31 protein-coding genes are annotated in these 23,936 nt (G+C 70.0%); 21 read left to right on the forward strand and 10 right to left on the reverse strand.

The window, feature by feature from the left end; all coding sequences use genetic code 11:
- The first annotated feature begins 10 nt into the window (after positions 1-10).
- The 6 genes from ACODSY_RS23790 (at position 11) to ACODSY_RS23815 (ending at position 6,369) form a co-directional block, all read left to right on the forward strand.
- On the forward strand, positions 11-1,414 hold the full coding sequence (locus ACODSY_RS23790; RefSeq protein ID WP_488954387.1) for a cytochrome P450: 1,404 nt from the start codon (positions 11-13) through the stop codon (positions 1,412-1,414).
- Positions 1,415-1,489: 75 nt separating this feature from the next.
- Positions 1,490-2,455: a quinone oxidoreductase family protein gene (locus ACODSY_RS23795; RefSeq protein ID WP_488954388.1), complete on the forward strand. Its 966-nt coding sequence runs from the start codon at positions 1,490-1,492 to the stop codon at positions 2,453-2,455.
- A gap of 244 nt (positions 2,456-2,699) precedes the next feature.
- Positions 2,700-3,539 (forward strand): alpha/beta fold hydrolase, encoded by an 840-nt coding sequence (locus ACODSY_RS23800; protein WP_488954389.1) that lies wholly within the window; start codon positions 2,700-2,702, stop codon positions 3,537-3,539.
- Positions 3,540-3,555: 16 nt separating this feature from the next.
- Positions 3,556-4,341 (forward strand): SDR family NAD(P)-dependent oxidoreductase, encoded by a 786-nt coding sequence (locus ACODSY_RS23805; protein WP_488954390.1) that lies wholly within the window; start codon positions 3,556-3,558, stop codon positions 4,339-4,341.
- Positions 4,338-4,928: a histidine phosphatase family protein gene (locus ACODSY_RS23810; RefSeq protein ID WP_488954391.1), complete on the forward strand. Its 591-nt coding sequence runs from the start codon at positions 4,338-4,340 to the stop codon at positions 4,926-4,928. Before ACODSY_RS23805 ends, ACODSY_RS23810 begins: the two co-directional genes overlap by 4 nt.
- Positions 4,929-5,202: 274 nt before the next feature.
- Complete coding sequence (locus ACODSY_RS23815; protein WP_488954392.1) at positions 5,203-6,369, forward strand: choice-of-anchor A family protein; 1,167 nt, start codon at positions 5,203-5,205, stop codon at positions 6,367-6,369.
- A 107-nt stretch (positions 6,370-6,476) separates the two neighbouring features.
- On the opposite strand, the gene ACODSY_RS23820 is transcribed toward ACODSY_RS23815, so the two are convergent.
- Positions 6,477-6,707: a hypothetical protein gene (locus tag ACODSY_RS23820; protein ID WP_488954393.1), complete on the reverse strand. Its 231-nt coding sequence runs from the start codon at positions 6,705-6,707 to the stop codon at positions 6,477-6,479.
- Positions 6,708-6,820: 113 nt separating this feature from the next.
- Between ACODSY_RS23820 and ACODSY_RS23825 the strand changes: the two genes are divergently transcribed.
- The 4 genes from ACODSY_RS23825 (at position 6,821) to ACODSY_RS23840 (ending at position 9,030) form a co-directional block, all read left to right on the forward strand.
- Positions 6,821-7,567 carry a YebC/PmpR family DNA-binding transcriptional regulator gene (locus ACODSY_RS23825; protein WP_488954394.1) on the forward strand — a complete coding sequence of 249 codons (747 nt, stop codon included), beginning with the start codon at positions 6,821-6,823 and terminating at the stop codon, positions 7,565-7,567.
- A complete protein-coding gene (locus ACODSY_RS23830) occupies positions 7,567-7,767 on the forward strand; it encodes a hypothetical protein (RefSeq protein WP_488954395.1) in 201 nt (66 codons plus the stop codon). The genes ACODSY_RS23825 and ACODSY_RS23830 overlap by 1 nt, the downstream gene beginning before the upstream one ends.
- Before the next feature lie 15 nt (positions 7,768-7,782).
- The gene (locus ACODSY_RS23835) at positions 7,783-8,484 is read left to right on the forward strand and encodes an MgtC/SapB family protein (RefSeq protein WP_488954396.1); all 702 of its coding nucleotides are present in this window, start codon (positions 7,783-7,785) and stop codon (positions 8,482-8,484) included.
- 63 nt (positions 8,485-8,547) lie between these two features.
- On the forward strand, positions 8,548-9,030 hold the full coding sequence (locus ACODSY_RS23840) for an SRPBCC family protein (RefSeq protein WP_488954397.1): 483 nt from the start codon (positions 8,548-8,550) through the stop codon (positions 9,028-9,030).
- 37 nt (positions 9,031-9,067) lie between these two features.
- Here ACODSY_RS23840 and ACODSY_RS23845 read toward each other — a convergent pair whose 3' ends face one another.
- From ACODSY_RS23845 to ACODSY_RS23855, 3 genes are read right to left on the reverse strand one after another with little or no spacing between them, the layout of a single operon-like run.
- Positions 9,068-9,346 carry a DUF5985 family protein gene (locus tag ACODSY_RS23845; RefSeq protein ID WP_488954398.1) on the reverse strand — a complete coding sequence of 93 codons (279 nt, stop codon included), beginning with the start codon at positions 9,344-9,346 and terminating at the stop codon, positions 9,068-9,070.
- Positions 9,343-9,615, reverse strand: a complete 273-nt coding sequence (locus ACODSY_RS23850) for a DUF5985 family protein (protein WP_488954399.1) — start codon at positions 9,613-9,615, stop codon at positions 9,343-9,345. The genes ACODSY_RS23845 and ACODSY_RS23850 overlap by 4 nt, the downstream gene beginning before the upstream one ends.
- Positions 9,615-9,986, reverse strand: a complete 372-nt coding sequence (locus ACODSY_RS23855; RefSeq protein WP_488954400.1) for a hypothetical protein — start codon at positions 9,984-9,986, stop codon at positions 9,615-9,617. Before ACODSY_RS23855 ends, ACODSY_RS23850 begins: the two co-directional genes overlap by 1 nt.
- A 133-nt stretch (positions 9,987-10,119) precedes the next feature.
- Between ACODSY_RS23855 and ACODSY_RS23860 the strand changes: the two genes are divergently transcribed.
- The 9 genes from ACODSY_RS23860 (at position 10,120) to ACODSY_RS23900 (ending at position 15,907) form a co-directional block, all read left to right on the forward strand.
- Positions 10,120-11,406 carry an MBL fold metallo-hydrolase gene (locus ACODSY_RS23860; RefSeq protein WP_488954401.1) on the forward strand — a complete coding sequence of 429 codons (1,287 nt, stop codon included), beginning with the start codon at positions 10,120-10,122 and terminating at the stop codon, positions 11,404-11,406.
- Positions 11,407-11,491: 85 nt separating this feature from the next.
- Positions 11,492-11,641, forward strand: a complete 150-nt coding sequence (locus ACODSY_RS23865; protein ID WP_488954402.1) for a hypothetical protein — start codon at positions 11,492-11,494, stop codon at positions 11,639-11,641.
- A gap of 62 nt (positions 11,642-11,703) precedes the next feature.
- Positions 11,704-12,384: an EcsC family protein gene (locus ACODSY_RS23870; RefSeq protein ID WP_488954403.1), complete on the forward strand. Its 681-nt coding sequence runs from the start codon at positions 11,704-11,706 to the stop codon at positions 12,382-12,384.
- A 144-nt stretch (positions 12,385-12,528) separates the two neighbouring features.
- Positions 12,529-12,990 carry a nuclear transport factor 2-like protein gene (locus tag ACODSY_RS23875; protein WP_488954404.1) on the forward strand — a complete coding sequence of 154 codons (462 nt, stop codon included), beginning with the start codon at positions 12,529-12,531 and terminating at the stop codon, positions 12,988-12,990.
- Positions 12,978-13,574: a hypothetical protein gene (locus ACODSY_RS23880; RefSeq protein ID WP_488954405.1), complete on the forward strand. Its 597-nt coding sequence runs from the start codon at positions 12,978-12,980 to the stop codon at positions 13,572-13,574. The genes ACODSY_RS23875 and ACODSY_RS23880 overlap by 13 nt, the downstream gene beginning before the upstream one ends.
- Before the next feature lie 8 nt (positions 13,575-13,582).
- Positions 13,583-14,326 (forward strand): peptidylprolyl isomerase, encoded by a 744-nt coding sequence (locus ACODSY_RS23885; protein ID WP_488954406.1) that lies wholly within the window; start codon positions 13,583-13,585, stop codon positions 14,324-14,326.
- Between the two features lie 71 nt (positions 14,327-14,397).
- The gene (locus ACODSY_RS23890; RefSeq protein WP_488954407.1) at positions 14,398-14,817 is read left to right on the forward strand and encodes an ester cyclase; all 420 of its coding nucleotides are present in this window, start codon (positions 14,398-14,400) and stop codon (positions 14,815-14,817) included.
- Positions 14,814-15,407 carry a TetR/AcrR family transcriptional regulator gene (locus ACODSY_RS23895; protein ID WP_488954408.1) on the forward strand — a complete coding sequence of 198 codons (594 nt, stop codon included), beginning with the start codon at positions 14,814-14,816 and terminating at the stop codon, positions 15,405-15,407. The genes ACODSY_RS23890 and ACODSY_RS23895 overlap by 4 nt, the downstream gene beginning before the upstream one ends.
- Positions 15,408-15,418: 11 nt before the next feature.
- Entirely contained in the window at positions 15,419-15,907 is a 489-nt protein-coding gene (locus ACODSY_RS23900) for a cupin domain-containing protein (RefSeq protein ID WP_488954409.1), read from the forward strand.
- 5 nt (positions 15,908-15,912) lie between these two features.
- Here the strand turns inward: ACODSY_RS23900 and ACODSY_RS23905 are convergent, their stop codons facing one another.
- The gene (locus ACODSY_RS23905) at positions 15,913-16,533 is read right to left on the reverse strand and encodes an adenylate/guanylate cyclase domain-containing protein (RefSeq protein ID WP_488954410.1); all 621 of its coding nucleotides are present in this window, start codon (positions 16,531-16,533) and stop codon (positions 15,913-15,915) included.
- Positions 16,534-16,629: 96 nt separating this feature from the next.
- On the opposite strand from ACODSY_RS23905, the gene ACODSY_RS23910 reads away from it, so the two are divergent.
- Both ACODSY_RS23910 and ruvC read left to right on the forward strand, forming a co-directional pair.
- On the forward strand, positions 16,630-17,388 hold the full coding sequence (locus tag ACODSY_RS23910) for a site-2 protease family protein (RefSeq protein ID WP_488954411.1): 759 nt from the start codon (positions 16,630-16,632) through the stop codon (positions 17,386-17,388).
- Between the two features lie 69 nt (positions 17,389-17,457).
- Entirely contained in the window at positions 17,458-17,967 is a 510-nt protein-coding gene (ruvC, locus tag ACODSY_RS23915) for a crossover junction endodeoxyribonuclease RuvC (RefSeq protein WP_488954412.1), read from the forward strand.
- A gap of 79 nt (positions 17,968-18,046) precedes the next feature.
- Here ruvC and ACODSY_RS23920 read toward each other — a convergent pair whose 3' ends face one another.
- The 5 genes from ACODSY_RS23920 to ACODSY_RS23940 all read right to left on the reverse strand — a co-directional run bounded on the left by ACODSY_RS23920 (position 18,047) and on the right by ACODSY_RS23940 (position 23,921).
- Complete coding sequence (locus ACODSY_RS23920) at positions 18,047-18,727, reverse strand: PEPxxWA-CTERM sorting domain-containing protein (protein WP_488954413.1); 681 nt, start codon at positions 18,725-18,727, stop codon at positions 18,047-18,049.
- A 257-nt stretch (positions 18,728-18,984) separates the two neighbouring features.
- Entirely contained in the window at positions 18,985-20,925 is a 1,941-nt protein-coding gene (locus ACODSY_RS23925) for a DUF3604 domain-containing protein (RefSeq protein WP_488954414.1), read from the reverse strand.
- A gap of 26 nt (positions 20,926-20,951) precedes the next feature.
- The gene (locus ACODSY_RS23930; protein ID WP_488954415.1) at positions 20,952-21,953 is read right to left on the reverse strand and encodes a HupE/UreJ family protein; all 1,002 of its coding nucleotides are present in this window, start codon (positions 21,951-21,953) and stop codon (positions 20,952-20,954) included.
- The gene (locus ACODSY_RS23935; protein ID WP_488954425.1) at positions 21,950-22,840 is read right to left on the reverse strand and encodes a peptidyl-prolyl cis-trans isomerase; all 891 of its coding nucleotides are present in this window, start codon (positions 22,838-22,840) and stop codon (positions 21,950-21,952) included. Before ACODSY_RS23935 ends, ACODSY_RS23930 begins: the two co-directional genes overlap by 4 nt.
- 82 nt (positions 22,841-22,922) lie before the next feature.
- Complete coding sequence (locus ACODSY_RS23940; protein ID WP_488954416.1) at positions 22,923-23,921, reverse strand: glutathione S-transferase N-terminal domain-containing protein; 999 nt, start codon at positions 23,919-23,921, stop codon at positions 22,923-22,925.
- Positions 23,922-23,936 lie beyond the last annotated feature (15 nt).

Here is a 23,936-nt window from a genome sequence, read left to right on the forward strand (position 1 = left end):
GGAGGCTGCAATGCCCGACCGTGACGCTTACCCCGCTCTCCCCGGCGCCCTGGCCGACAAGCCGACGCTCAGCCTGACCGACCGCCTGCGCGGCAAGCGCTTGCGGATGCCCTGGGCGATCCCGGACGCGGCGCTCCACCAGCCGCTTCTGAAACAGCGGTCCGTCGTCGGCGACCTGTTCTGGATCGCCGACCCTGCCCTCGCCAAGCACGTACTGGTCGACCACGCGTCCGACTATCCGAAGGCGGCGCTCGAGTTGCAGCTCTTCCAGGCGCTGTTCGGCCAGGGTCTGGTGGGCATCGACGGCGACCTCTGGCGCAAGCACCGCCGCACCATGGCGGCCACTTTCACGCCGTCCAGCGTGGCCAGCTACGCGGCGGCCATGGCCGCCGCGTCGGAAGCCTTCGCCGACGGCTGGCGCCGGCTGCCCGAGCACGCGGTGGTGGACGTGTCCGAGGCGATGAACGGGCTGACCCTTACCATCATCGCCCGCACCATGTTCTCGGAGGACGGCGCCGCCGCCGAGCCCGCCGTCGCTCAGGCAATGCAGGCGGCGGGCGACCTGAACGACATCAACCTGCTGGACCTCGTGCCGGGAGCCGCCCAGCTGCGCATGCGCGCGCGGATCAAGCGCTTCGCCGCCATCTTCCGCCCGCTGGACGAAGCGATCGCCCGGATGGCCGCGACCCGCGAGGCGTCGGCCAATCCGCCCGACGACCTGCTGTCGCGATTGATGGCGGCGCGCGACGCCGAGACGGGAGTCGGCCTCACGCCCCAGGAGGTCCGCGACGAGGTGGTGACCATCTTCGTGGCCGGCCACGAGACCACCGCCACGGCCATGACCTGGATCTGGTACCTGCTGGCCCGGCAGCCCGTCGAGGCGGCGCGCCTCCGCGCCGAGCTGGACGCCGTTCTCGGCGGTCGCACGCCCACCCAGGACGACCTGCCGCGGCTCGCCTACGCCCGCCGCTTCGTGGACGAGGCGCTGCGCGTCCTGCCGCCGACGCCCGGCATCTCCACCCGCGTCGCCGCCAAGGACGACGTGCTGGGCGGCGTGCCGGTGCGCAAGGGCGCCTTCATGCTGATCCTGCCCTGGGTGCTGCACCGCAGCCGGCTGAACTGGGAAGAGCCCGAGCGCTTCGACCCGGACCGGTTCCTGCCCGAGCGGAGCCAGGGCCGCCACCGCCTGGCCGCCCTGCCGTTCGGGGCGGGGCCGCGGGTCTGCATCGGGCAGTCGCTGGCGGTGAACGAGATCCTGCTCATCCTAGCGACCCTGGCCCAGCAGTTCGAACTGGATCTGGCGACGGACGCGCCGGTCGAGCTGCGCCACAACGTCACCCTGCGGCCAGCCGGGGGTCTGCCGATGCGGGTCCGTCGGCGTCAGCGGCCCCTGGCCGCCGTCGCGGCGGAGTAGCCACCGGTTCCAGCTTGCCTCCCGTCCGCACCCATGGAATGGGTTGCGTCAAACAAGCGTTTGAGGGAGGGGCTGATGAAAGCCGCGGTCTATTACGAAAACGGTCCGCCCGAGGTTCTCAAGTACGAGGATTTCCCCGACCCCGAGTGCCACCCCAAGGGGATCGTGATCCGCGTCGAAGCGGTCTCGATCGAAGGCGGCGACACCCTGAACCGCTTCCGCGGCGCGCTGATGACCAACCCGCACGTGGTGGGCTACCAGGCCGCCGGTGAGGTGATCGAGGTCGGCGCCGAGGTCACGAAGTTCAAGGTGGGCGACAAGGTGTGCACGACCGGCGCCTTCGGCAGCCACGCCGAGCTGCGCGCCGTGCCCGCCATGACCGCCTGGAAAGTGCCGCAGGGCCTGAGCACCAAGGAAGCGGCGGTGATCCCGGTCACGTTCGGCACCGCCGACGACTGCCTGTTCGAGTTCGGCCGGATGAAGAAGGGCGACGTGGTCCTGGTCCAGGCCGGCGCCTCGGGCGTGGGCGTGGCGGCCATCCAGCTCGCGGCGCGCGCCGGGGCCTCGATGGTGCTGGCCACCGCCTCGTCTGACGAGCGGCTGGAGAAGCTGAAGGCCTACGGCCTCACCCACGGCATCAACTACAAGACCCACGACGTGGTGAAGGAGGTCATGCGCCTCACCGACCGCAAGGGTTGCGACGTGATCGTCGATTCGGTTGGCGGGCCCACCCTGCAGTCCTCGATCCTCAGCCTCGCCTATCGCGGCCGCGTGTCGATGGTGGGCGCCGCCGGGCGCGAGGAAATGAAGGTAGACGTGGGCAGCATGATGGGCGGCAACCGCAGCCTGTCGGGCGTCTTCCTCGGCGCCGAGATCGGAACGGACCGCGTTCAGAAGAACATCGAGCGCCTCATCGCCGACGTGGCCAAGGGCGAGCTCAAGGTGTTGATCGACCGGGAATTTCCGCTGTCCCAGGCGGCGGAGGCCCACCGCTATATCGAAAGCCGCCAGGCCGTGGGCCGCGTGCTGCTGATCCCCTAGGGCTCAGCCGCGGCCAAAGATCTTCAGCCACAGGCCCGCGAGGCCGAGCAGGATGAACGCCCACATCGCCAGGGACAGCAATAGGGGAACGATCACACGCATACCTTCGCTCGGCCCCTCCCCCAAGGCGACTCTTGGGCCATGATTGGCCCACAAGTTCTGGGAAGACCAGCCGATTCACGCGTCAGGATCGTCACACCCTATGTCGCGCAACCGACAGGGGACGACGAAGGAGACATAAGCCATGCCAAAAGCCCGTAACGGCGCCGTCGAACTCGAATACCAGACGTTCGGCGACGACCGCCCGGAAGCCGTCCTCTTGGTCAACGGCCTGGGCTCGCAGATGACCCGCTGGCCCGAGGCCTTCTGCGAGAAACTGGTCGCCCGCGGCTACCGCGCGATCCGGTTCGACAACCGAGATACGGGCCTCTCCACCTGGTTCAAGGCCGGTGAGCGCTACACGCTGAAGGACATGGCGGCCGACGCTATGGCCGTGCTCGACGCGGCCGGCGTGAAGCAGGCCCACATCGCGGGCGTGTCCATGGGCGGGATGATCGTCCAGCGGATCGCCATCGACTACCCCGCGCGGGTCAAGTCCCTCACCTCGATCATGTCCGCCACTTCGGGCGACGTGGTCGCCACGCCCGAGGCCATGGCGGTGATCAGCAATCCGCCGCCGGACCCGGCCGCCGACTTCGAGGCCTTCGTGGCGCACGGGATGCGCAACGCGCGCACCATCGGCAGCCCTGCCTATCCCTGGACCGACGCGGAGCTCCGCGCTCGCGTCGTCGCCGAGCATGCGCGGGCCTTCAACCCCGCCGGCGTCGGCCGCCAGCGCCAGGCCATCGGCGCCGACGGCGACCGCACCGAGGAACTGCGCAAGCTCAAGGTCCCCACCGTCGTCCTGCACGGTGAGGACGACCCGCTGGTGCAGCCCGTGGGCGGCCGCGAGACCGCCGCGGCGATCCCGGGCGCCGAGCTGCGGCTGATCCCGGGCATGGGCCACGACCTGCCGCCCGCCCTCTACGACACGATCGTCGACGCCATCGTGGCGGCCGCGACGAAAGCCAAGACCACCGCCTAGACCTTAAGGAAGCACCATGGGACGTCTCTCCGGCCGCGTGGCCGTCATCACCGGCGCGGCCAGCGGCATCGGCCGCGCCTCGGCCAAGCTGTTCGCCGCCGAGGGGGCCAGCCTGGTCATCGCCGACCGCGCCGACGCCGTCGACGAGACCGCCGCCGCCATCACCGCGGCGGGCGGCAAGGTGGTGGCCCTGAAGGGCGACGCCGGCGACGACGCCTTCGTGAAGTCGCTGGTGGACCGGGCCAAGTCGGAGTTCGGCGGGCTGGACATCTTCTGGGCCAACGCCGGCATCTCGGGCGGCTTCACGCCCCTGCACGAGCAGACCGCCGACTACTGGGCCGAGATCCTGCGCATCAACCTGATCGGCGGGTTCCTGGGCGTGAAGTACGCGTCCGAGGCCATGATCCCGAACGGCAAGGGCTCCATCATCTGCACGGCCTCGGTGGCGGGCATCCGCTCGGGCGCCGGCGGCCCGGCCTATTCCGCATCGAAGGCCGGCGTCATCAGCCTGGTGCAGACGGCCTGCAACGAGCTCTACGGGACGGGCGTGCGCGTGAACGCCATCGCCCCCGGCCTGATCGAGACCGGCATGACCAAGCCGATCTTCGACGGCGCCCGGGCCCGCGGCAATGAGGACAGGATCGGCCAGCTCAACCCCACCACCCGCTACGGCGTGCCGGAAGAGATCGCCGCCGCGGCCCTGTTCCTGGCCTCGGACGACGCCTCGTACGTCAACGGCCAGACCCTGGCGGTGGACGGGGGCCTGTCCACCTCGCACCCGGTGGTCCGCCGCAAGAAATGATCATCCTGCTGCGCCACGGCGAGACCTTCTGGAACCGCGAGGCCCGCATACAGGGACACATGGAGTCCGACCTGACGCCGCTGGGCGAACGTCAGGCGGCCGCCATGGCGGAGCTCGCCGCGGATCTCGTGCGGCGTGACGGCCGCGACGGCTGGCGGCTGGTGGCCAGCCCCATCGGCCGCGCCCAGCGCACGGCCGGCATGGTGGCCGACGCCACAGGCCTCGCCGTCGAGACCGACGGCCGGCTGGCGGAGATCTGCTGCGGCGACTGGGAGGGCAAGCTGCGCGCCGACATCGCCCACCATCACCCCGATATCTTCGCGACGCGGGAGTGGTTCTTCGGCGCGCCGGGCGGCGAGACCTTCGAGGACGTCACCGCCCGCGCGGCGGACTGGCTGGCCTCGCTGCCACCCGAACCCGAGCGGCGAGTGATCGCCGTCAGCCACGGCGTGTGGGGCCGTCTCGCACGCGGCGCCTACGCGGGGCTGAGCCGCCAGCAGACGCTCGACCAGGACGTGCCGCAGGACGCGGTCTATCGCCTGTTGAACGGCCAGATCGACCGCTTCGACTGCGAGCCGGTGCTCTAGCCTCGCTAGCCAGCTACCCAATTTGGGGCGCGTGGCAGTCCATGCCGAGCACGCCGCCTCGACATGGGAACTGCAACCCGCGGTGGGCCTGCCTCGCTCTCTCAGCGGCGCAGGCGGCCGCCTTCCGGATACCCCAGATTGAGTAGCTGCGGTGGCCCCTGCGACACCGCGCATGCTGCACCGCACAAGAAGGCTCGGGCATACGACCGGCCGATCGAAGCCAGCGGGGATCGCCTAGGCGTCCCTTAACTCCTGTCGTGCGTAAAGGCCGATGATGCACAAGCTCCACCGCCTCCCGACCGCCCTGAGCGCCCTGGCGCTGATCGCCGCCGCCACGCCCGCGGGCGCCGCGCAGATCCTGCCCGGCTCCTCCGACGCCGCGTCGATCAACAGCGCGCTGGCGGCGATGCAGACCTACAACCTGATCACCCTGGGCGATCTGAAGTCGAACCAGACGGTCGAGGGCCGCGCCTTCGTCGGCGGCAATCTCTCGGGCGGGTCCAGCAACTACTTCACCAACCCGCAGGGCCAGACCGGCACGGCGTTGACCGTCGTCGGCAACGTCACGAGCGGCGCGAAGAACATCGGCAACGGCGGCGGCGTGCAGGTCGGGGGCAATCTCGACAGCGGCGTCAACGCCAGTGGCCGGATCGAGGTCGACGGGAACGGCAAGAACATCAACGGCGGCGCTCTGGTCTATATCGACGGCGACGCCCAGAACGTGAACGGCGGAACGGTCTACGTCGGCGGCGGGACCAAGGGCTACGTGAACGGCAAGGTGGTCAAGGGCGACCACACCGTCTCGGGGCTGCAGACCAGCCTGCAGGCGCAGGCGGACGGCTACGTCACCGACTTCGACAACCTGTCGACCTATCTGTCCACGCTGACGGCCACCAGCGCCATGACCTACTCGGCGGACGGCCAGGCCGCGATCTTCAACGCCGGCGCCGGCACGGGCGTCGCGGTGTTCAACCTCTCGAACCTCGACCAGCTGTTCAAGAACCGCAGCCGGCTCGAGTTCGCCACGCCCTCGACCTACGACACCGTCATCGTGAATGTCGCCGGCACGAACATCTCGCTCGGCAACACGATCAACTTCCAGCAGAACACCGCCCTGGGCGCGAAGGTCATATGGAACTTCTACGAGGCCGAGACCCTCGATTTCGGCAGCAAGGTCTTCTACGGCTCGGTGCTGGCGCCCAACGCCGACGCCCGGATCGGCAACTTCATCCAGGGCTCCGCCGTGTTCGACACCCTGGACCAGAAGGGCGTCATGAAGATGGGCGGCTATGGCGGCGGCCTGACGGTCCCGGGCGTGACGAAGCTCGGCGCCGAGGTCGTCACCGCCGTGCCGGAACCGGCCACCTGGGCCATGATGATCCTGGGCTTCGGCGCCGTGGGCACGCTGCTGCGCCGCCGCCGTACGGCCGTGGCGCTCTAGCGAAAGCTCGTGAGGGTTGAGCCGGTTGACCGGCCCGGCGCGCTCTACACTTTTGAGCTAGGGCCCGTTTATCCGGTTCAGATGAAGCCATCCGAACCGGACAGGCTCTAGTGCAGGGCGCCGCGGCGCCACTTCCACGGTGGCAGGCCCTCTCGCCGCGGGGCCAGCCAGCGGAACGCCGCCAGCGCGCCGAACGCCGTGGCGACGCCCAGGGCGAAGGCGGCCACTGCGGCCGCCGAGACGCCGGCGGTCCCGAACCGCAGCGGCCCGGGCTCCATCCAATGCACCAGATCGCCCGGCGGCTCGTCGGGCGCGAAATCCTCAGTCGGCAGGGTCATGGGATGCACTCCGGTCACCACGCAGCCTAACCCGCACCGTCGCCAGGGGTTCCGCGCCGCCCCCCGCGTGGGGTAGAAGGCGCGCTCGCTTTCCACGACTGCCGCGCGGGATCATGGCCGGACACTCAAAATTCAAGAACATCATGCACCGCAAGGGCCGCGCCGACAGCGTGCGGTCCAAGTTGTTCTCCAAGCTCTCGCGCGAAATCACGGTCGCGGCCAAGATGGGCCTGCCCGACCCCGCGATGAACGCGCGGCTGCGGCTCGCGGTGAACAACGCCAAGAGTGAGTCCCTGCCCAAGGACGTCATCGACCGGGCGATCAAGAAGGCCTCCGGCGGCGACGCAGAGTCCTACGATGAAATCCGCTACGAGGGCTTCGGCCCGGGCGGCGTCGGCGTGATCGTCGAGGTGCTGACCGACAACCGCAACCGCTCGGCCTCCACCGTGCGCTCCACCTTCACCAAGTGCGGCGGCAACCTGGGCGAAACCGGCTCGGTCTCGTTCATGTGGGACCGCGTGGGCCAGATCGTCTACGGCGCCGAAGCCGGCTCCGAGGACAAGGTCATGGAGGCGGCGATCGAGGCCGGCGCCGACGACGTGGAGTCCGACGAGGACGGTCACACCATCTACACCGCCTTCGAGCAGCTCTCCGACGTCTCGGCGGCCCTCGAGGCGAGCCTGGGCCCGGCCCAGTCGACCAAGCTGGCCTGGAAGCCCAAGGCGCTGACCCCGCTGTCCGGCGATGCGGTCGCCACGCTGATGAAGCTGATCGAGACGCTGGAGGACGACGACGACGTCCAGAACGTCTACTCCAACGCCGACATCTCGGCCGAGGACCTGGAGAAGCTCGCGGGCTGATGGCCAAGCCTCCGGAAGATCCGCGCGTCACCGACCTTCGCGCCTACCGCAAGGAGCGCGAGAAGGCCGCCAGGACGCCGCCGCCCAAGCCCAACCGGCCCCGCGAGTCGCTCCTGGGCTCCAACCCCAGGGCCGGCCTCATCCTGGTGGCGGCGGTGGTGATCCTGGCGCTTCTCTACCTCGGTCCGCGCTTCCTCTGAGCTATGGTCGGGGCCATGCCGCTGGTCGACCTCTTCACCGTGTACGTCCTGCCGCCGCTGGCCGCGACCGCCGCCGGCGCCCTGGTGGGGCTGGAGCGCGAGCTGCGCGGCCACCCCGCCGGGCTGCGCACCCACACCCTGGTCAGCCTGTCGTGCGCGCTGCTGATGCTGGGCGCCGCCCACCAGGCCAACTGGATCCCCGCAGACATCCCGCGCGACATGATCCGGTTCGATCCCGTCCGGATGGCGCACGGCATCCTCACCGGCATCGGCTTCCTCTGCGGCGGCGTGATCTTCCGCCAGGGGTTCTCCGTGCACGGCCTGACCACGGCGGCCTCCCTCTGGATGGTGGCCTCGCTGGGCATCCTCTATGGCGTCGGCGCCTATGGCCTCGCCGCCGGCGGAACGGTGGCGACCCTGCTCGTCCTCATCGCGCTTCGATGGGTCGATTCGCACCTGCCCCGCCTCACCGTCGTGGACGTCGACGTCTGCTATCGGCGCGAAGGGGAATTTCCGGAACAGGGGTTCCATGACCTCCTGGCGGAGGTGGGCCTGCGGGCCAGCCGGCTCGACCACCGGCTGAAGGGGCGGGAAAATGGCATCGAGTTCGGGGCCACCTTGCGCGCGCCGCCCGGCGACCGCGCCAACGAGCTCGCCCGCCGACTCGCCGCCGATCCGCGGGTCCTCAGCTTCTCGATCGAGTCGCGTGACGATTGAGCGATAGGCGCCGGAACGGAAGCTTCGGTATGGTCCCCGCATAAACCAAATGGGGAGCCCAGAATGAAGATCGTCACCGGCCTCGCGGCCTGCGCCGCCGCGCTCGGCCTGTCCAGCGCGGCCCACGCCGCCGGCGACTACGTCTCGATCGTCCAGGAGACGGCGCTGAACGTCCCGGCCGAGACCGCCTGGGCCAAGCTCAACAAGTACTGCGACATCGGCCCCTGGCTGAAGACGACCTGCGAGATCACCTCGGGCAAGGACGGCGAGCTGGGCGCGGTGCGCAAGATCGCCGGCCGCATCGAGGAGGTGATCGTGGCGGTGACGCCGCTGTCCTACACCTACGCCGACGTCGACCCGAAGATCTTCTACCACGGCACGGTCGAGATCCGCCCGGTGAGCAAAACGACCTCGAAGCTCGTCTACAGCCTGTTCTTCGACCAGACGACGGTGCCGGCCGAGCAGCGCGACGCCAACAAGACCCGCCGCCAGCAGATGTTCGCCGGAGTCATGGCCACGATGAAGGGCCAGGCCGAAGCGAAGTAGCCCTCCTCCCCCCCGCGAAGCGAGAGGGGCGAGGAGGCTAGCGCCGCCCGAAGTTCTTCCGCAGGATCGCCGCGATGATCAGCACGAAGGCGGCGAGGCGGAGCAGGTAGATATAGCCCTGGTTCTCGCTCGGGATGTCGAGCAGAACCGGGGCCGCCTGGTTCAAGGCAAGGAGGGCGAAGGCCACCGAGAAGGCCAGGAACAGCCCATCGCGCGTACGTCGCCAGAACTTCAGGAAGAACAGCCCGACCGCCAGGAAGCCCAGCGTCAGGATGCCGGCGGCGTAGGCGGCGAGGATCGGATCCGGGTGCGTCACCGTTCGGCCTCCCAGACGAAGCCGTACAGCAGCACCGCCACCGCGCAGCCCGACGCCGCCTGCCGCCAGAGCCAGAGGTCGATCGTCGGGAACAGCACCAGGTCGCCCACCAGGAACAGGTTGTTCGCCGCCAGGAAGCCGAAGCCGAGGGCGGTCCAGAACAACAGGCGGGAGCGGGTGTGCCGCCACGCGTTCAACAGCAGGACGGCGCAGGCCAGGCTGGCGACCAGGCACAGCGCATAGACCAGGGAGGGGCCGAGCTCTGACATCACTTCTCCCCTCGCCACTTGAACGCGTCGGCCAAGCCCTGGATGGGGTCGGGCGGGGCCGAGATGAGGTTGATGATCGCCACGGGCCGCTCACGGTAGGCCGCCTCGAGCCGGCGGGCCAGATCATCCATCACGCCATTCGCCGGGGCATAGCGCCAGCAGCCGGTGTCGTCCTCGACGGCCAGGCCGCTCTTCTCGAACCTCGACAGGTTGTCGCGCACGAGTGTCGTGCTGGCGCGCAGCTCGCGCACAAGCTCGTCCGGCGCCCAACAGCGCTCGACGTCCCGTCGCAGCAGCAGCAGAAGCTCGACCGCCCAGACGGATCTGATGTGCTCGCGCGCGAAGGCAGCGAGCTCTTGGTCGTCCGCCAATACACGCTCCGGAACGACCCCCCGACGCGGCGAACCTATAGCCCTCGGCCATCGGATCAACCCTTGACGCGCGATTGACCGAAGTTCCTGGCCGGTCGAGCTTGCGCGGCTCTGAATTCAAGGACTTCCCGCAATGCGCACCTTCGCCCTGGCCGCCGCCGCTTCGCTTCTCGCGTCCCTGTGGGCGACGGCCTCGCAGGCCCAGCCGCTGACGGCCGCCCAGCCGACCCGCGCCGGGGCGGAGCAGACCGAGGCGCTGCATTTCGCGGGCGGTCGCGTCCACCAGGCGATCGGCTTCGGCAACACCTACATGGTCACCACCAAGGCCGGGAACGTCATCGTCGACACTTCCATGCCCGGCCCCGCCCAGCGCCATCACAGGCTGCTGACCGCCGTGTCGAACGCCCCGGTGAAATACATCATCCTCACCCATGGCCACGGCGACCACACCGGCGGCGTGCCGCTCTGGAAGGGCGCGGGCACGAAGGTGGTGGGCCAGGCGCACGAGGTGGAGTTCCTGGACTACCAGACCCGCCTCGCCGGCTTCTACGCCCTGCGCAACGCCGCCCAGTACGACAATTCCGCTGGGCGCGCGGTCCCCAACCCAAACCCCGGCAACCACGCCGCGCCAAAGCTGGCCGACATCCTGTTCGAGAAGGAGATGACCCTGAAGGTGGGCGACCTCACCTTCCGGCTGATGGCCACGCCGGGCGAGACCCCCGACCACCTCACCGTCTGGGTCCCGGAATTGAAGGCCGCCTTCATCGGCGACAATTTCTACGGCTCGTTCCCCAACCTCTACACCCTGCGCGGCACCGAGCAGCGCAAGGCGCTGGAGTACGTCGACTCGCTGAACAGGGTGATGGCCCTGAACCCCGAGGTGGTCTTCCCCAGCCACGGCGAACCCGTGGTCGGCGCCGACAACGTGCGCGCCGCCCTCACCAAGTACCGCGACGCCATCCTCTTCGTTCACGACGCGACGGTGAAGGGCATGAACGAGGGCAAGGACGTCTTCACGCTGATGAAGACCATCAAGCTGCCGCCCCAGCTCGACATCGGCGAGGGCTACGGCCAGGTCGCCTGGTCGGTGCGCGGCATCTACGAGGGCTACGCCGGCTGGTTCGACGGCGACGCGGCCACCATGTACCCGGTCTCGCCCACCGAGGCGCAGGGCGAGCTGGCGAAACTGGCGGGCGGGGCGGCTCCCATCGCCGCCCGCGCCGCCGAGCTGAACGCTCAGGGCCAGCCCGCCCTGGCGCTGCGCCTGACCAGCGCCGCCCTGGCCGCCGAACCGACGAACCCCGCCGCCCTCGCCGCCCGCCGCGACGCCCTGAAGGCGCTGCTGGCGAAGTCGGGCAATTCCAACGAGAGCGGCTGGCTGAACGCCGCCCTGCGTCAGGTCGACGCCGCCGCCAGATAGTGCGGTCGCCGACCGAAGTTCCGGATTCGACCGCCTGCCGCCCGGTGAGCTAGAACAGCCGCCAGTCGGGGGGAAACGGAACGCCATGCAGAGACGGAAGGTCGATCGGGCCCAGCGCATGCGCGCGCGCCGGATCTGGTGGGAGCGCAACGGCGCGTTCGTCCGCGGCCTGCTCACAGGCATCGTCCTCACGGCGCTCGCCGCCTGGATCGTGCAGCTGGTGAACGTCCGATAGCCCGCGCGGCGCCACCCGCCGGTCTCACCGACCAGGCCTATGAGACCTGGGCGCGGGGCGAGGTGACCCATTGGCGCGCCGGCGTCCTGAAACCGCCCGGCCCGCTGGATCGGGCCGCGCGCGGCGTCCAGGGTCGCATAAACCGCATCATTCCCGAAAAGGTCCACGCCGCCGTCACGAGCGTGATCGAGGGCCTGACGCGGACCATCCTGACCGGCGCCGACCTCACCACCGCCCCGCCCGTGATCGGGGAGTCCCTGGCCCAGCGCGACCGCCGGGCGCTCGCCGCGCTCGACGCCTACCGCAAGACCGCCGCCGTCGAAGGCGGGGTCGCGGGCGCGGGCGGCTTCTGGCTGGCCCTCGCCGATTTCCCGGCCCTGCTGGTCATCAAGATCAAGCTCCTGTTCGACCTGTCGGCCATTTACGGCCACCAGGCCGACCGGTTCGAGGAACGGCTCTACATCCTCGCGCTGTTCCAGCTCGCCTTCTCGGGCGCCGACCACCGCGCCCAGGTGTTCCAGGGCCTGGAGGGCTGGGACGACCGCGAACACCCCACGGATTTCGAGCACTTCGACTGGCGCGCGTTCCAGCGCGAGTACCGCGACTACATCGACCTGGCGAAACTCGCCCAGATGATCCCCGTCGTCGGCGCTCCCATCGGCGCCTTCGTCAACTGGCGCCTGCTGGAACGCCTGGGCGACACCGCCATCAACGGCTACCGCATGCGCTGGCTGGCGCGTTAGAGGAACGATAGCCAAGCGCCGGTCCGGATCCCCATGTTCATAGAACGCCTGTCATCCCGGCCGCAGCCAAGCGCAGAGCCGGGACAAACAGCGACCGCACCGCAAACCTTCCTAGGTCCCGGCGCTTCGGCCGGGATAGCAGCCTTGTTTGCGTGCTTATTCCTGGCGGCCACCCCCGCGCGCGCCGACACCGCCATCACCGACGCTTCCGCCCGCGCGTTCGTCGCCCGCCAGCAGGATGCCTGGAACGCCGGGGCGCTCGACCGCTTCTTCGGCGCCTTCACCCCCGACGCCCGCTTCACCGACCAGGCCTACGTCGGCGACAAGCCCCCTGTGCCGTACGGCACGTCCACCCTGGCCGAGGCGCACGCGCAGAGCCGTAAGGCCCGGGCCAGAGGCGCGGCGCGCGAGACGGGCCGCATCGTTAGCGTTCGCATCGGAGCCGACGGCCGTTCGGCGCAGGTCGTCTCGCGCATCGAGGCCACCGTCAGCACGGGCGGCAAGGCACGCCGCCTTTGCGCCTCGCGCGGTCAGGCCCTAGTGCTGCGGGGCGGACGAATTCTCTCGACCGGTCAGACGGATACCTTCTTCAAATGCAGCCCGTAGTCCCCTCCCGGCTCAAAGTCGGCGTCGACGTCCCTTGGGTCACCAGCTGGTCCGAGGAACAGCCAGGCGGGATCGGGCCCTGCCCCACGGTCGACGGCCAGATCGCGGCGCTGCAGGCGTGGAAGCCCGGCGTCGGCAAGCCGATGTATTCCCGCAACCACCTGCGCCGGCAGCGCGATTCGGTGCGCGCCCTGCTCTGTCCCATGTGCGGCCAACCCACCCCCGACAACGACCGGTGGAGCCAGACCGGCCGCTTTCAGGCCGCCGGCGTGCTGCGCGCCCGCGGCTTCGCCCACGCCCTGCCCGCCGACCTCGATGACGACCGCGTCGTGCTGGATTGCGGCGCCATCGCGCCCCTGCACTTCCGCTGCGCCAACGCCTCGCTGCAGCGCTGTCCGCACCTGGGCGCCATGCCCGACAAGGACCTCAAGGCCTTCCCGCCCGCTTGGACCGTCGTCCCCCTCTATATCGAGGCGCGCCAGCCCCTGACCGGCAAGTCGATCCCGGCCGTCAGCTTCCTCCAACTGATCGGCATCACGATCACCCGCGACGCCGACTGGCGGAGCCGCGTCCCGGAGGGTTAGTCTCGCGCATGCTCCGCCGCACCCTCCTCGGCCTCGCCGCCGCCCTCGCCGTTTCCGCCGCGCACGCCCAGCCGGGGCCATCCCCCGCGCCCGCCGCCAAGCCCAACCCCCGCGTGAAGATCGAGACCGCGCAGGGGAACATCGTGGTCGAGCTCTATGCCGACAAGGCGCCGATCACCGTGGCCAACTACCTCAAGTACGTGGACCGCGGCCTGTTCAACGGGGCCAGCTTCTACCGGGCCTCCAAGCCGCCGGGCTATGCCGGCAACGACTACGGCCTGGTGCAGGGCGGCCTGCAGAACGACCCAAAGAAGGTGCTGCCGCCCATCGCCCACGAGTCGACGATCAAGACCGGCCTGACCCACAAGACGGACGGGACGATCTCCATGGGCCGCCACGCACCGGGCTCTGCCCAGGCCGACTGGTCGATCACGCTCGGGGACATGAGCTACCTCGACGCCGACCCCAAGAACCCCAAGGCCAACCCGGGCTTCGCCGCCTTCGGCCAGGTGGTGGACGGGCTGGACGTGGTGCGCAAGATCATCGTCATGCCCACCGATCCCAATCGCGGCGAGGGCGCCATGAAAGGGGAGATGCTGGTCAAGCCGGTGCGCATCGTCCGCGTCTCGCGCGTGGCCGCCACGCCGCCCGCCCCCGCGCCGGCCCCTCCGCCGACGACCGAGGCCGCACCGCCCGCGACGACGCCAGCGCCGGCGTCCGCCGCACCGACGACCTCTCCGCCACCGAAATGAGACATTCGTCTTGATTTGAGACTTTAGTCTCAGATATAAGCGCGACCGTACGAACGACGGAGCGCCGCCCCATGCCCCTCACCCGCGCCCAGATGGACGCCCGCATCGACGAGCACTTCGGCTACGAGCAGGCCGACGACGTGGCCGGCGTGCTGGCCACCCTGACGCCCGACTGCGAGCACGACATCGTCGGTTCGCCCACCGGCCCCACCGTAGGCCCCGATGGCGCGCGCGGCTTCTACGAGGGCCTGTTCGCCGACCTCACGGACGGCAAGATCACCACCCTGCGCCGCCTGTACGGCGACGACTTCCTGGTCGACGAAAGCCTGTGGAAGGGCCGCGCGCCCGGCCGCCCCTTCGGTCTGGAAGGCCGTGACCGGCCGCTGGAATTCCGCCTGCTGCACGTGGTCGAATACGCCGATGACGGCCGGATGAAGCGCGAGAACGTGTGGATCGACCTGGCTTCCATTCTCCAACAGCTGCCGCAGTGAGCCCCGCGCCGGGAGGCCCGCGCCAGAACCGCCGCCTGCGCACGCGCAGGGATCTCCTCGAGGCGGCCATCCGACTGAGCCGCGGCGGGCATTCCCCAAGCTTCGAGGAGATCGCCGAGGCCGCCCTGGTCTCGCGCGCCACCGCCTATCGCTACTTCCCCGGTCTGGACGCCTTGATGTCCGAGGCGGCGGTCCACATGGACACGCCCACGCCCGACAGCCTGTTCGGCGGCGACCGTTCGACCGACGTGCTGGCCCGCGTGGAGAAGGTCGAGACGGCGCTGTCGGCCCTGGTCCTCGCCAACGAGGCGCCCCTGCGCGCGCTGCTGGCCCGCACCGTCCAGCAGCCGCCCGGCGAGACCCCCGTCCGCCAGAACCGCCGCAGCCCGCTCGTCGCCGCAGCCCTGGCGGCGGCCGATCCGCCGCTCCCCCCCGCCCAGCACGACCTGCTCGCCAAGGCCCTGCCGCTGCTGCTCGGCATCGAGACCCGCGTGGTGTTCAAGGACGTGCTCCAGCTCGACGACGCCGAGGCCGCGCGCGTCCGCCGCTGGATGATCCGCGCCCTGGTGGAGGCCGCCCGGAAGGGCTAGCGTCGCGGGCCATGAGCGACGAGGTCCCCAAGCCGGGCGACATCCCCGAGGACGGCTGGAAGCACACCGGCGTCCGCGTCGTGCCCGGCGACCAGCTCGCCCCCGCCACGGCCACCACGCCTGGCATGGACCGCGCCGTCGCCATCGACCGCGCGCGCATGGAGGCCCAGAAGCTCTGGGCCGGAACCGTCCACATCCACGCCAACGCCAAGACCGGGGCCCACCACCACGGCCCGCTGGAAAGCGTCATCTACGTGGTCTCGGGCCGCGCGCGCATGCGCTGGGGCGAGAGGCTGGAGTTCACCGCCGAGGCCGGCCCCGGCGACTTCATCTATGTGCCGCCGTACGTCCCACACCAGGAGATCAACGCCTCCACCGACGAGCCGCTCTCCTGCGTCCTGGTCCGCTCCGACAGCGAAGCCGTGGTCGTGAACCTGGACATCGACCCCGCCGAGAAGCCCGAAGGCGTCCCCTGGATCGACCCTATCCACAAGGGCTGAAACCCCTAAGCCAGCGCGTGATACGTCAGCGCCAGCCCCGAAATACTCGCGCGTTCTTCCTCGGTCTTCAGTTCGGGCGACAGCTCGCGCCGCGCTGCCTCGGTCAGCAGGATCATGCCGCCCTGGGCCACGTCCTCGCCCAGCTTGGACGTCAGGTTCACCTCGTCGCCGAACAGGTCGCGCTCGCCCAGCACCAGGATGTCGCCGTAGCCGATGCCGATCGAGGCGTAGAGCCGCCGGGTGACCGGCAGCAGCACGTTCACGGTGCTGAGCTGGCGCATGATCTCCTTCGCCGCGCTCACCGCCTGGTCTACGCGGTCGAACAGGCAATAGAGGTTGTCGGCCTCGGCCTTCACCAGCGTGCCGTCGCAGCCCTCGATGGTGGGCACCGCCAGCAGGCGCATCTGGTGGATCATCAGCAGAAACGACACCACGCCGTGCACCTGGGTGGTTCGCGAGAAGCCGCTCATGTCCAGCACCAGCAGCGCGCGACGCTGGGTGAAATCGCGCTCGATCTCCTCCGAGATCTCCACGCGCCGCTCCGGATGCTCGATGATCTCGGACAGCAGGCCGTCAAGCCGCTCGCGCGTGTTCAGGGCGGCCCCCGCCGCCATCCCGTCGTCCATGATAGCCTCCCCCGACAGCTACGATGGCAGCTCTGCTGTAGACGCGAGTCAAGCCAGGGCTCCTCTCAGGCGAGGAATGCCCCTATCTCTGCGCTCATGACCGCAGTCCCGGCGAAGCCCGTCGCCCCGCCCAACAATCTGATCGGCCTGGCCCTGCTGGCCGCCTTCGTCGTGCTCGGCGCGGCGCTGGTGCTGACGCCGCCGGCCAAGACCCCGCTCACCTTCGCCTTCATCCTCGCCGGGTGGGTGCTGGCCGTCATGGCGCACGAGTTCGCCCATGCCGGCGTCGCCTGGCTGGCCGGCGACCACACGGTGGCGGAGAAGGGTTACCTGTCCTTCGACCCCCGCCGCTACGGCGACCTGGGCACCAGCCTGGTGATCCCGCTGATCGCCCTGGCGCTCGGCGGCATCGGCTTCCCGGGCGGCGCGGTCTATCTGCGCAACGACCTGATGCGCAGCCCCGCCTGGCGGGCCGCCGCCTCGCTGGCCGGACCGGGCGCGACATTGCTCGTGCTCCTGTTCCTGGCGCTGGTGCTGACCTTGCCGCTCGCCGGCCCGCTGTTCGCCGCGCTCGCGATGCTGGCCTTCCTCCAGGCCACCGCGCTGATCCTCAACCTGCTGCCCCTGCCGGGCCTCGACGGCTTCAATGCCATCCGCCCCTTCCTGCCCGCCGCCTGGGCGCCGGCGATCCGCAAGGCCGAGGGTCTCGCCATGCTGATCCTGCTGGCCGCCATCTTCCTGCTGCCCGGCTTCAGCGACCTGCTGTTCGGCGTCGCCGTAACCCTGGCCGCCGCCCTGGGCGTGCCGCCCCAGGCCATGCAGGCCGGCTGGGACGCCTTCCACTTCTGGCGCTGAGCGGACCGTTTACCGTCGCTTCACCATTCCCGCGCCTTCGTCGTTCGGGCATCTTGTCCGGAACAGACGATGAACGCTCCGATTCGCCCTCCGCCCGTCAGGATCCTCGGCATCGACCCCGGCCTGCGCCGCACCGGCTGGGGCGTCATCGCCTGTGAGGGCGCGCGGATCAGCCATGTGGCCCACGGGGTCATCGCGCCCAAGGACACCCTGCCCTTCGCCGAGCGCCTGCTGACGCTGTTCGCGGCCATCGAGGCGGTGATCGCCGAGCACGCGCCGCACGAGGCGGCGGTCGAAGAGACCTTCATGAACAACAACGCCCAGTCGGCGCTGAAGCTGGGCCACGCGCGGGCCATGGCCATGATCGTACCGGCCCGCGCCGGCCTGCCCGTCGCGGAATACGCCGCCACCGTCGTCAAGAAGGCCGTGGTCGGCACGGGCGGCGCCGACAAGTCGCAGGTGGGCTGGATGATCGCCCGGCTCCTCCCCACGGCCGGCAAGACCGCGTCGGACTCCGCCGACGCCCTCGCCGTGGCCATCGCCCACGCTCACGCGCGCACGGCCCGCCGCGTGGCCTGAACTCCACAGAAAAGGGCGCCGGACCTGAGCCCGGCGCCCCGAAAGACACGCTTTCCGATCGACGTCGCTTAGCAGCCCGCTAAGCGATGGCGGCCGTCAGGCGGCGGCGACGCGCGAGCGCGCCCACGCCACCGAAGCCCAGGATCATCATCGACCACGCCGTCGGTTCCGGCACGACGATCCCCGTCAGCGCGGCGATGTCGCTGATCTCCAGCGAGTTCCCGCCCGCCGCGAAGGTCACGCCGGTGATGTCGCTGTCGAAGCTGAACGTCAGCCGGCCGTTGCTGGTGAAGTTGGTCCAGCTGCCGTTGGCGCTCATGCCCGGCAGCGCCGCGAGCTCGGCCCCCGTCACCACTTCGCTGGTCCCGTCCGCCAGCTGGAAGGTGAAGCTGTTGTGGGCGTCGAGCGAGCCCACGTAGAAGCTGATCGCGGCGAGCTTCGGCGTGGAGAGCGTCGCGGTCTTGCCGCCGCCCAGGCTCAGGTACTGGGTGGTGTCCTGCGTCGTGGCGCTGAACGCCGGCGCCGCGCTGACGCCGCGTTCCGAGCCCGTGAACAGGCTGCCCGTCCCGGTCAGGCTATAGCCCAGCTGCGAGAACAGCACGTCGCCGAAGGTCGGACCGCCTTCGAAGTTCGTCACCAGCACTTCGTCTGGGTTCAGCGTCGTCTGGTAGCCCACGAAGACGACCGCGGCGTTCGCCGTGGTTGCAGCCGCCGCAAGGACCGCTGCGCCCGCCAGGGCGTAGAGTGGTTTCAGGTTCATCCGTGTCACATCCCCAAGGACCGCGGGGCGGGATACCCCCCGGTGCTCGCGCGAGCGCGGCGAACCAGAAACCTGGGGCGGGCTGGAATGTTCCGCAGTGCAGCAGCTTTTTCGTCGGACTCCCGACCCTGTCCCTGGCGCCGCTTGGCGCCGGGGCCGCGAATGTGTTCGCGGCCGCGAGATAAACGCCAGGCAGGCTTATCCCAAGCGGCCCGCTCCCGACGCTTGAACCCCGCCAGCCGACGCGGGCAGCCGCTTCAGCGCTGGGCCACCCTCACCGGCCTGGCCTGGGCGGTTCGGCCCCCCGGCGGCGTGAACCAGATCGGCGAGGAATAGGCGCGCTCCTGGATCGTGGCGGGCGCCTTGGTGGGGATCGGGAGGCCGTTCTTGATCGCCAGCAGGGTGGTCCAGCGCGGCGTCGGGATCTCCAGCGCCCGCAGGTAGTAGACCGCCGGCTTGGCCGGGTCGAACTCGGGATCGCGCCAGACCGTCTGCAGCACCGAGGCCCCGACCGAGTTCTTGTAGGCGCCGGTCTTCAGGTCGACCGTATTGCCCACGGGGGGCGCCTTGCCGGTCCTGGGGTCGGCCTTGCGCCCGCCCGAGAGCGCCACCTCGAAGATCTTCTCCTTGTAGTCGCCGCCCTCCAGCCAGACCTTGACCACCTGCACGCGGTCCAGGTTCGCGCCGTCGGGATCCTTGACCGCCTGGACGATGAAGCTGGGCGCGGCGGCGGCGGCCGGGCGCGGCGGCAGGTCGCCGCCCATGGGCACGCCGGTCCGGTAGGCGGTCCGCACCCAGTCGGCGCGGCCGGTCATGCCGGGCGCATAGTTCCAGCCGCCGAAGAAGCGCACCTTCATCCGGGTGCCGGAGGTCGCGAAGGTCTCCTTGCGCTTCAGCGCCGCGAAGATCGATTCGCGGGTGTTCTCCTCCGCCCACACGCCGGTGACCCCGGCGCTGCCGTTGATCATCGGGTTGGCCACGGCGGGCGGGCGGCCCGCCTTGGCCGCGGCGTCGTCGATCAGGGCGCGCGTCTCGATGATGCCCAGCAGCTTCTTGGCCGCGTCGCCGGTGGGCAGGTTGACCTTCGGATCCACGCCGCCCGGCGTTCCGGCGGTCGCGTTCTCCTCGGACGCCGAGATCCCGTTGTGCCAGTCGCTGCCGCCGACCACGCCGAACTTGTAGGGGTTGGCGCCCGCCTTTTGCTGGATCACCAGGCCGCGACCGAAGGCCTGGCGGATGTAGCTGCCGTTCACCTTCCCCTTCACGTCGCGCTGGGTGATCAGCACGTCGTAGACCTCGAAGTTGGCGAACTCGTCGTTCGGCGAGAGCTCGGGCAGGGTCTCGGACTGGCCCTTGTTCTGGACGATCTCTGTCAGGGGCTCGTTGCGCAGGCGCCGCTCGGCATAGGCCTCGTCGATCGGCCGGCCCTCGCTGGTCACCCAGTCGTACATCAGGCCGTTGGAGGCGTTGCCATTGTGCGGGATGGCGATGGCCTCCATGCCGTCGGCGCGGGCCTTCTCCAGATACGTCCAGAGGTCCTCCGGCTTCGCGGAGTCGGCCGACGACCAGGGCGCGGGCGACCGGCTGCCCGAGAAGATGACGTTGCGATGCAGGTTGTACTTGCCCTCGTTCATCTGCGACCACTCGTAGCCGATGAAGGTGGTGAACTTGCCCGGCTGATAGTTGGCGTTGGCGGCCGCCACCTCCTTGCCCCAGGCCGTCTTCAGGGCCTGCGCCGGGTCCAGGCCCGGGATGCTGCGGCCCTGCGCGTTGGCCTCGCGCAGCATGTAGAAGCTCTTGGACGTGTCCTTGCGGATCTCGCGGCCGATATCGCTCTTCGACAGCTCGCTCTCGGGATCGTCCAGGGCGTTGAGCAGGCCCATGTTCTCCGAGTGGTCGGTCACCGCCATGAAGTCGAGCGGCCAGCCGCGCCGGATCATCTGGCCGTTCATGTTCACCGCCTCGCCCTTGCCGAACCGGTAGGCGTCGTCGGGCGTGGTCTTCGTGGCCATCAGGCCCCAGGCGTCGAACGAATAGCTGGTGTGCAGGTGCAGTTCGCCGAACCAGGCCCGGCGGTCCGCCGCCGAAGCCGCCGCTGTCTCGGCCGGCGTGGCGGGCGCCTTGGCGGCGGTGTCGGCCTGCGCGGTGCAGCCCGCGACGATCAGGGCGGAAATCACGAGGGGCCAGTGGCGCGCCATGGACGTTTCTCCGGGCTAATTTCTTGTCATTGGAAGGCCACCCCGACGCGCTCGATGAACCAGAGCGCGGCGAAGCAGCCGATGGCGTAGGCGGGGACCAGCCGGGCCGGCTGGGACAGGTCGCGCGGCGTCATCGCCCGCAGGCGGCGCAGCAGCAGGATGATGACGACCGCCACGCCCACGAAGACCAGCTGGCCGATCTCCACCCCGGCATTGAACAGGAAGAGCGCGGCGACCACCCCCTTCGGCGGCAGGCCGATCTCGGCGAGCGCGCCAGCGAAGGCCAGCCCGTGCAGCAGGCCGAAGGTAAAGGCCACCACCCAGGGATGGCGTCGCGTCAGGCTCGGCTGTCCGGTGCGCAGCAGTTCGGCGGCCACGAACACGATGCTGAGCGCCACCAGGCTCTCGATCAGCGCGCTGGGAACATGCACCCAGCCCAGCGCCGCCGCGGCCAGGGTCAGGCTGTGGGCGACCGTGAAGGCGGTGATCGCCTTGATCAGGTTGCGGTTGGCGCCCACCAGCAGCAGCAGGCCCAGCACGAACGCCAGATGGTCGATACCGGTCAGGATATGTTCGACACCCAGCTTGAGGTAGGCCGGGACCCCGGGCGTCGGCGGCGAGGAGAGCGTGAGGTCGAGGGTCGGGCGGTCGGGCGTCAGCACCGCCTCCAGACGATGTCCGTCCGCCGCCTCCACCTGAACCAGGACGTCGGTGATCGTCTTCTCGAGGCCGGCGATCGTGACCTTCTGGCCGTCCAGCGGCGCGGTCGACTCGATCGACCAGGTGCGGACCAGGAAGCCGGGGGCGGCGTACTCGTCGCTCGGCCGCGCCTCCAGCGAGCCGCCCGACAGGTGTGGCGAGAGGCGCACCGCCACGTCCCCCATTACCGGTTGTTTCCAGAACACCTCGTAGTGGCCGGGGCTGGGCTCGGTGATCTGCAGGAGAGCCGGCCGGACCTCGTGCGCCGCCGCCCATGCCGGCGCCAGCAGGCCGAGCAGCAGGGCCACGAGCGCCGCGAGCCCCCTCACTTCACGTCCTCACGGACGACGCGGTAGCGGCCCAGCAGCCGATCGATGGCTTCGGTGTTCGCCGCGCGCTGGGCCGCCGCCATGTAGTCTTCGTGCACGCGGTCCTTGACGGCGTCGAAGGGCGGCCGGCCGGCCTCCTCCCGCGCCTGGACCGCGACGAGGTGCCAGCCGTAACCGGACCTATAGGGCCCCGACCACGTCCCCAGCGGCGCCGCGGAAAGCCGCCGCGCCATGTCGCTGTCCCCGAACAGCCGCCGGGCCTCGTCCGGCGCGACGCGGACATAGGCGGCCTGGTCGGGGAACGCGTCGGCGCCCACTGCATCGGGTCCGGCGCCTGCCCGCAGCGCCGTCAGCGCCTGAACGGCCCGCGCCTGCGGATCGCCATCGTGGTCCGGCGAGAAATAGAGATGGGTGAAGGTGGTGCGGACCGGCGTCGCGTAGTCGGCGGCATGGGCTTCGAACCACGACTTCAGCTGCGCCTGCGACGGCTCGCGCGGCAGCGCCCGGTCCTGGTGCAGGAACTCCACCTTCTGGGCGATCCGCCGGCGCACGATCTCGTCGTCGCGATCGAGGCCCATGGCCATCCCCTCGCGGAACAGCGCCTCCTCGCGGGCGTAGCGCACCACCACGCTCTCGAGCTCGGCAGGCGAAGGCGTCTGGCCGAATTGCAGCCGGTATTTCTCGGCGAGTTCGGCCACGCGGCCCGGCGTCACCACGATCCGGTGGCGATCCTGCGCCGTCCGCCACGCCTGGCCGGCGAGGAACAGGACGAGGCCCACGACAAAGAAGTGCAGCAGGGGCTCGCGCAGAATCCGGGCTACCCGCCCCCTGATCGCGCGCGCCCCTGTGCGGGTGTCGCGCGCGGCCGGCCGATCGAAGTCGATCACGCCCAACGCCGCACTCCCTAATCGCCAGTAATGTGAACCGCAATTCCGCTCCTGGCAAGCGGGTTGACGGCTTCGACGCGGCCTATGGAGCCGTCAGGAAGGGAAGGCAGCCCGCGTCGTCCAGGATCGCCGCCAGGTCGGCGTCGCCGGCGACGCTGGCGTACCGGGCGCGCAGGGCGGCCAGGGACTTGGCGTGGTATTTCTGCGGCGGTTGCACATACGCCTTTCCGTCCAGCATCACGCTGAACTCCGCCTTGCCGGCGGCCAGAGCGGCCGCATTGGCCGCCGACCAGGGCAGGAAGTAGCGGCCGACATAGGCCAGCAGCGGCGCCAGGGTCGGGCGCAGGCTCTCCCACCCCTCGAAGAGGCCGTCGGCGCGCGGCTCGAGCATCCGGTGGCACCAGTCCAGGACCGCGGGTCCCCGCGCCCGGATCATGCCGCCGCAGGTCGGGTCGACGGAGCACTCGTAGAGCTGGGCCGACAGGCCGAAATCCCCGAACGAGGGCCGTGCGCCGAACAGGTATTTCCGGTCTTGGAAATGCGCCTCGAGCAGATCCAGCAGCTCCAGGTAATAGGCGGTGATGAGGGGCGCGTTCGCGTCGCTGGAGCCGACGAAATGGCCGCGTCCGGTCATCCGCTCGCGGACGATCCGCGTCCGCTCCGCCACCTCATCGGTCGTCCCGTTGGGCAGGCTGAGGCGCGCCAGCGTCTGGGCCGAGGCCGCCTGGTCGACATCGGCGTACCAGCGGTGATGGAACATCAGCTTGTTGCCCCACTCGTCGCCGAACTCCTCGATCAGCGCCGAGAGGAACGCCAGCACGGGATCGGCCGGGTGCATCGAAGGCTCGGGGAACCGGGCCTCGGCGCGCTCCAGGATCGGCGTCGAGTCCTGCTCGCCCTCGTCCTCCGGCGTCGCCACCGTTGGCACGATCGGCAGTTTGGCGAAGCGCTTGTAGTCCTCGTCGCTCGCCGCGTTGCGGGGAATCCAGCGATGCGGAATCCCCTTGAAACGGAAATAGGAGCGCACCTTCACCGAATAGGGCGACATCTCCGATCCGAAGATCCGATAGATCCCCGCCATGGCTTTCCTCCGCGA

This window comes from Phenylobacterium sp. FG114, from assembly GCF_057809855.1.

Coding starts and splice junctions, on each gene's coding strand:
- ACODSY_RS23790 (WP_488954387.1), top strand. CDS start 11: ATGCCCGACCGTGACGCTTACCCCGCTCTCCCCGGCGCCCTGGCCGAC.
- ACODSY_RS23795 (WP_488954388.1), top strand. CDS start 1,490: ATGAAAGCCGCGGTCTATTACGAAAACGGTCCGCCCGAGGTTCTCAAG.
- ACODSY_RS23800 (WP_488954389.1), top strand. CDS start 2,700: ATGCCAAAAGCCCGTAACGGCGCCGTCGAACTCGAATACCAGACGTTC.
- ACODSY_RS23805 (WP_488954390.1), top strand. CDS start 3,556: ATGGGACGTCTCTCCGGCCGCGTGGCCGTCATCACCGGCGCGGCCAGC.
- ACODSY_RS23810 (WP_488954391.1), top strand. CDS start 4,338: ATGATCATCCTGCTGCGCCACGGCGAGACCTTCTGGAACCGCGAGGCC.
- ACODSY_RS23815 (WP_488954392.1), top strand. CDS start 5,203: ATGCACAAGCTCCACCGCCTCCCGACCGCCCTGAGCGCCCTGGCGCTG.
- ACODSY_RS23820 (WP_488954393.1), bottom strand. CDS start 6,707: ATGACCCTGCCGACTGAGGATTTCGCGCCCGACGAGCCGCCGGGCGAT.
- ACODSY_RS23825 (WP_488954394.1), top strand. CDS start 6,821: ATGGCCGGACACTCAAAATTCAAGAACATCATGCACCGCAAGGGCCGC.
- ACODSY_RS23830 (WP_488954395.1), top strand. CDS start 7,567: ATGGCCAAGCCTCCGGAAGATCCGCGCGTCACCGACCTTCGCGCCTAC.
- ACODSY_RS23835 (WP_488954396.1), top strand. CDS start 7,783: ATGCCGCTGGTCGACCTCTTCACCGTGTACGTCCTGCCGCCGCTGGCC.
- ACODSY_RS23840 (WP_488954397.1), top strand. CDS start 8,548: ATGAAGATCGTCACCGGCCTCGCGGCCTGCGCCGCCGCGCTCGGCCTG.
- ACODSY_RS23850 (WP_488954399.1), bottom strand. CDS start 9,615: ATGTCAGAGCTCGGCCCCTCCCTGGTCTATGCGCTGTGCCTGGTCGCC.
- ACODSY_RS23860 (WP_488954401.1), top strand. CDS start 10,120: ATGCGCACCTTCGCCCTGGCCGCCGCCGCTTCGCTTCTCGCGTCCCTG.
- ACODSY_RS23865 (WP_488954402.1), top strand. CDS start 11,492: ATGCAGAGACGGAAGGTCGATCGGGCCCAGCGCATGCGCGCGCGCCGG.
- ACODSY_RS23880 (WP_488954405.1), top strand. CDS start 12,978: ATGCAGCCCGTAGTCCCCTCCCGGCTCAAAGTCGGCGTCGACGTCCCT.
- ACODSY_RS23885 (WP_488954406.1), top strand. CDS start 13,583: ATGCTCCGCCGCACCCTCCTCGGCCTCGCCGCCGCCCTCGCCGTTTCC.
- ACODSY_RS23890 (WP_488954407.1), top strand. CDS start 14,398: ATGCCCCTCACCCGCGCCCAGATGGACGCCCGCATCGACGAGCACTTC.
- ACODSY_RS23900 (WP_488954409.1), top strand. CDS start 15,419: ATGAGCGACGAGGTCCCCAAGCCGGGCGACATCCCCGAGGACGGCTGG.
- ACODSY_RS23905 (WP_488954410.1), bottom strand. CDS start 16,533: ATGGACGACGGGATGGCGGCGGGGGCCGCCCTGAACACGCGCGAGCGG.
- ACODSY_RS23910 (WP_488954411.1), top strand. CDS start 16,630: ATGACCGCAGTCCCGGCGAAGCCCGTCGCCCCGCCCAACAATCTGATC.
- ruvC (WP_488954412.1), top strand. CDS start 17,458: ATGAACGCTCCGATTCGCCCTCCGCCCGTCAGGATCCTCGGCATCGAC.
- ACODSY_RS23920 (WP_488954413.1), bottom strand. CDS start 18,727: ATGAACCTGAAACCACTCTACGCCCTGGCGGGCGCAGCGGTCCTTGCG.
- ACODSY_RS23925 (WP_488954414.1), bottom strand. CDS start 20,925: ATGGCGCGCCACTGGCCCCTCGTGATTTCCGCCCTGATCGTCGCGGGC.
- ACODSY_RS23940 (WP_488954416.1), bottom strand. CDS start 23,921: ATGGCGGGGATCTATCGGATCTTCGGATCGGAGATGTCGCCCTATTCG.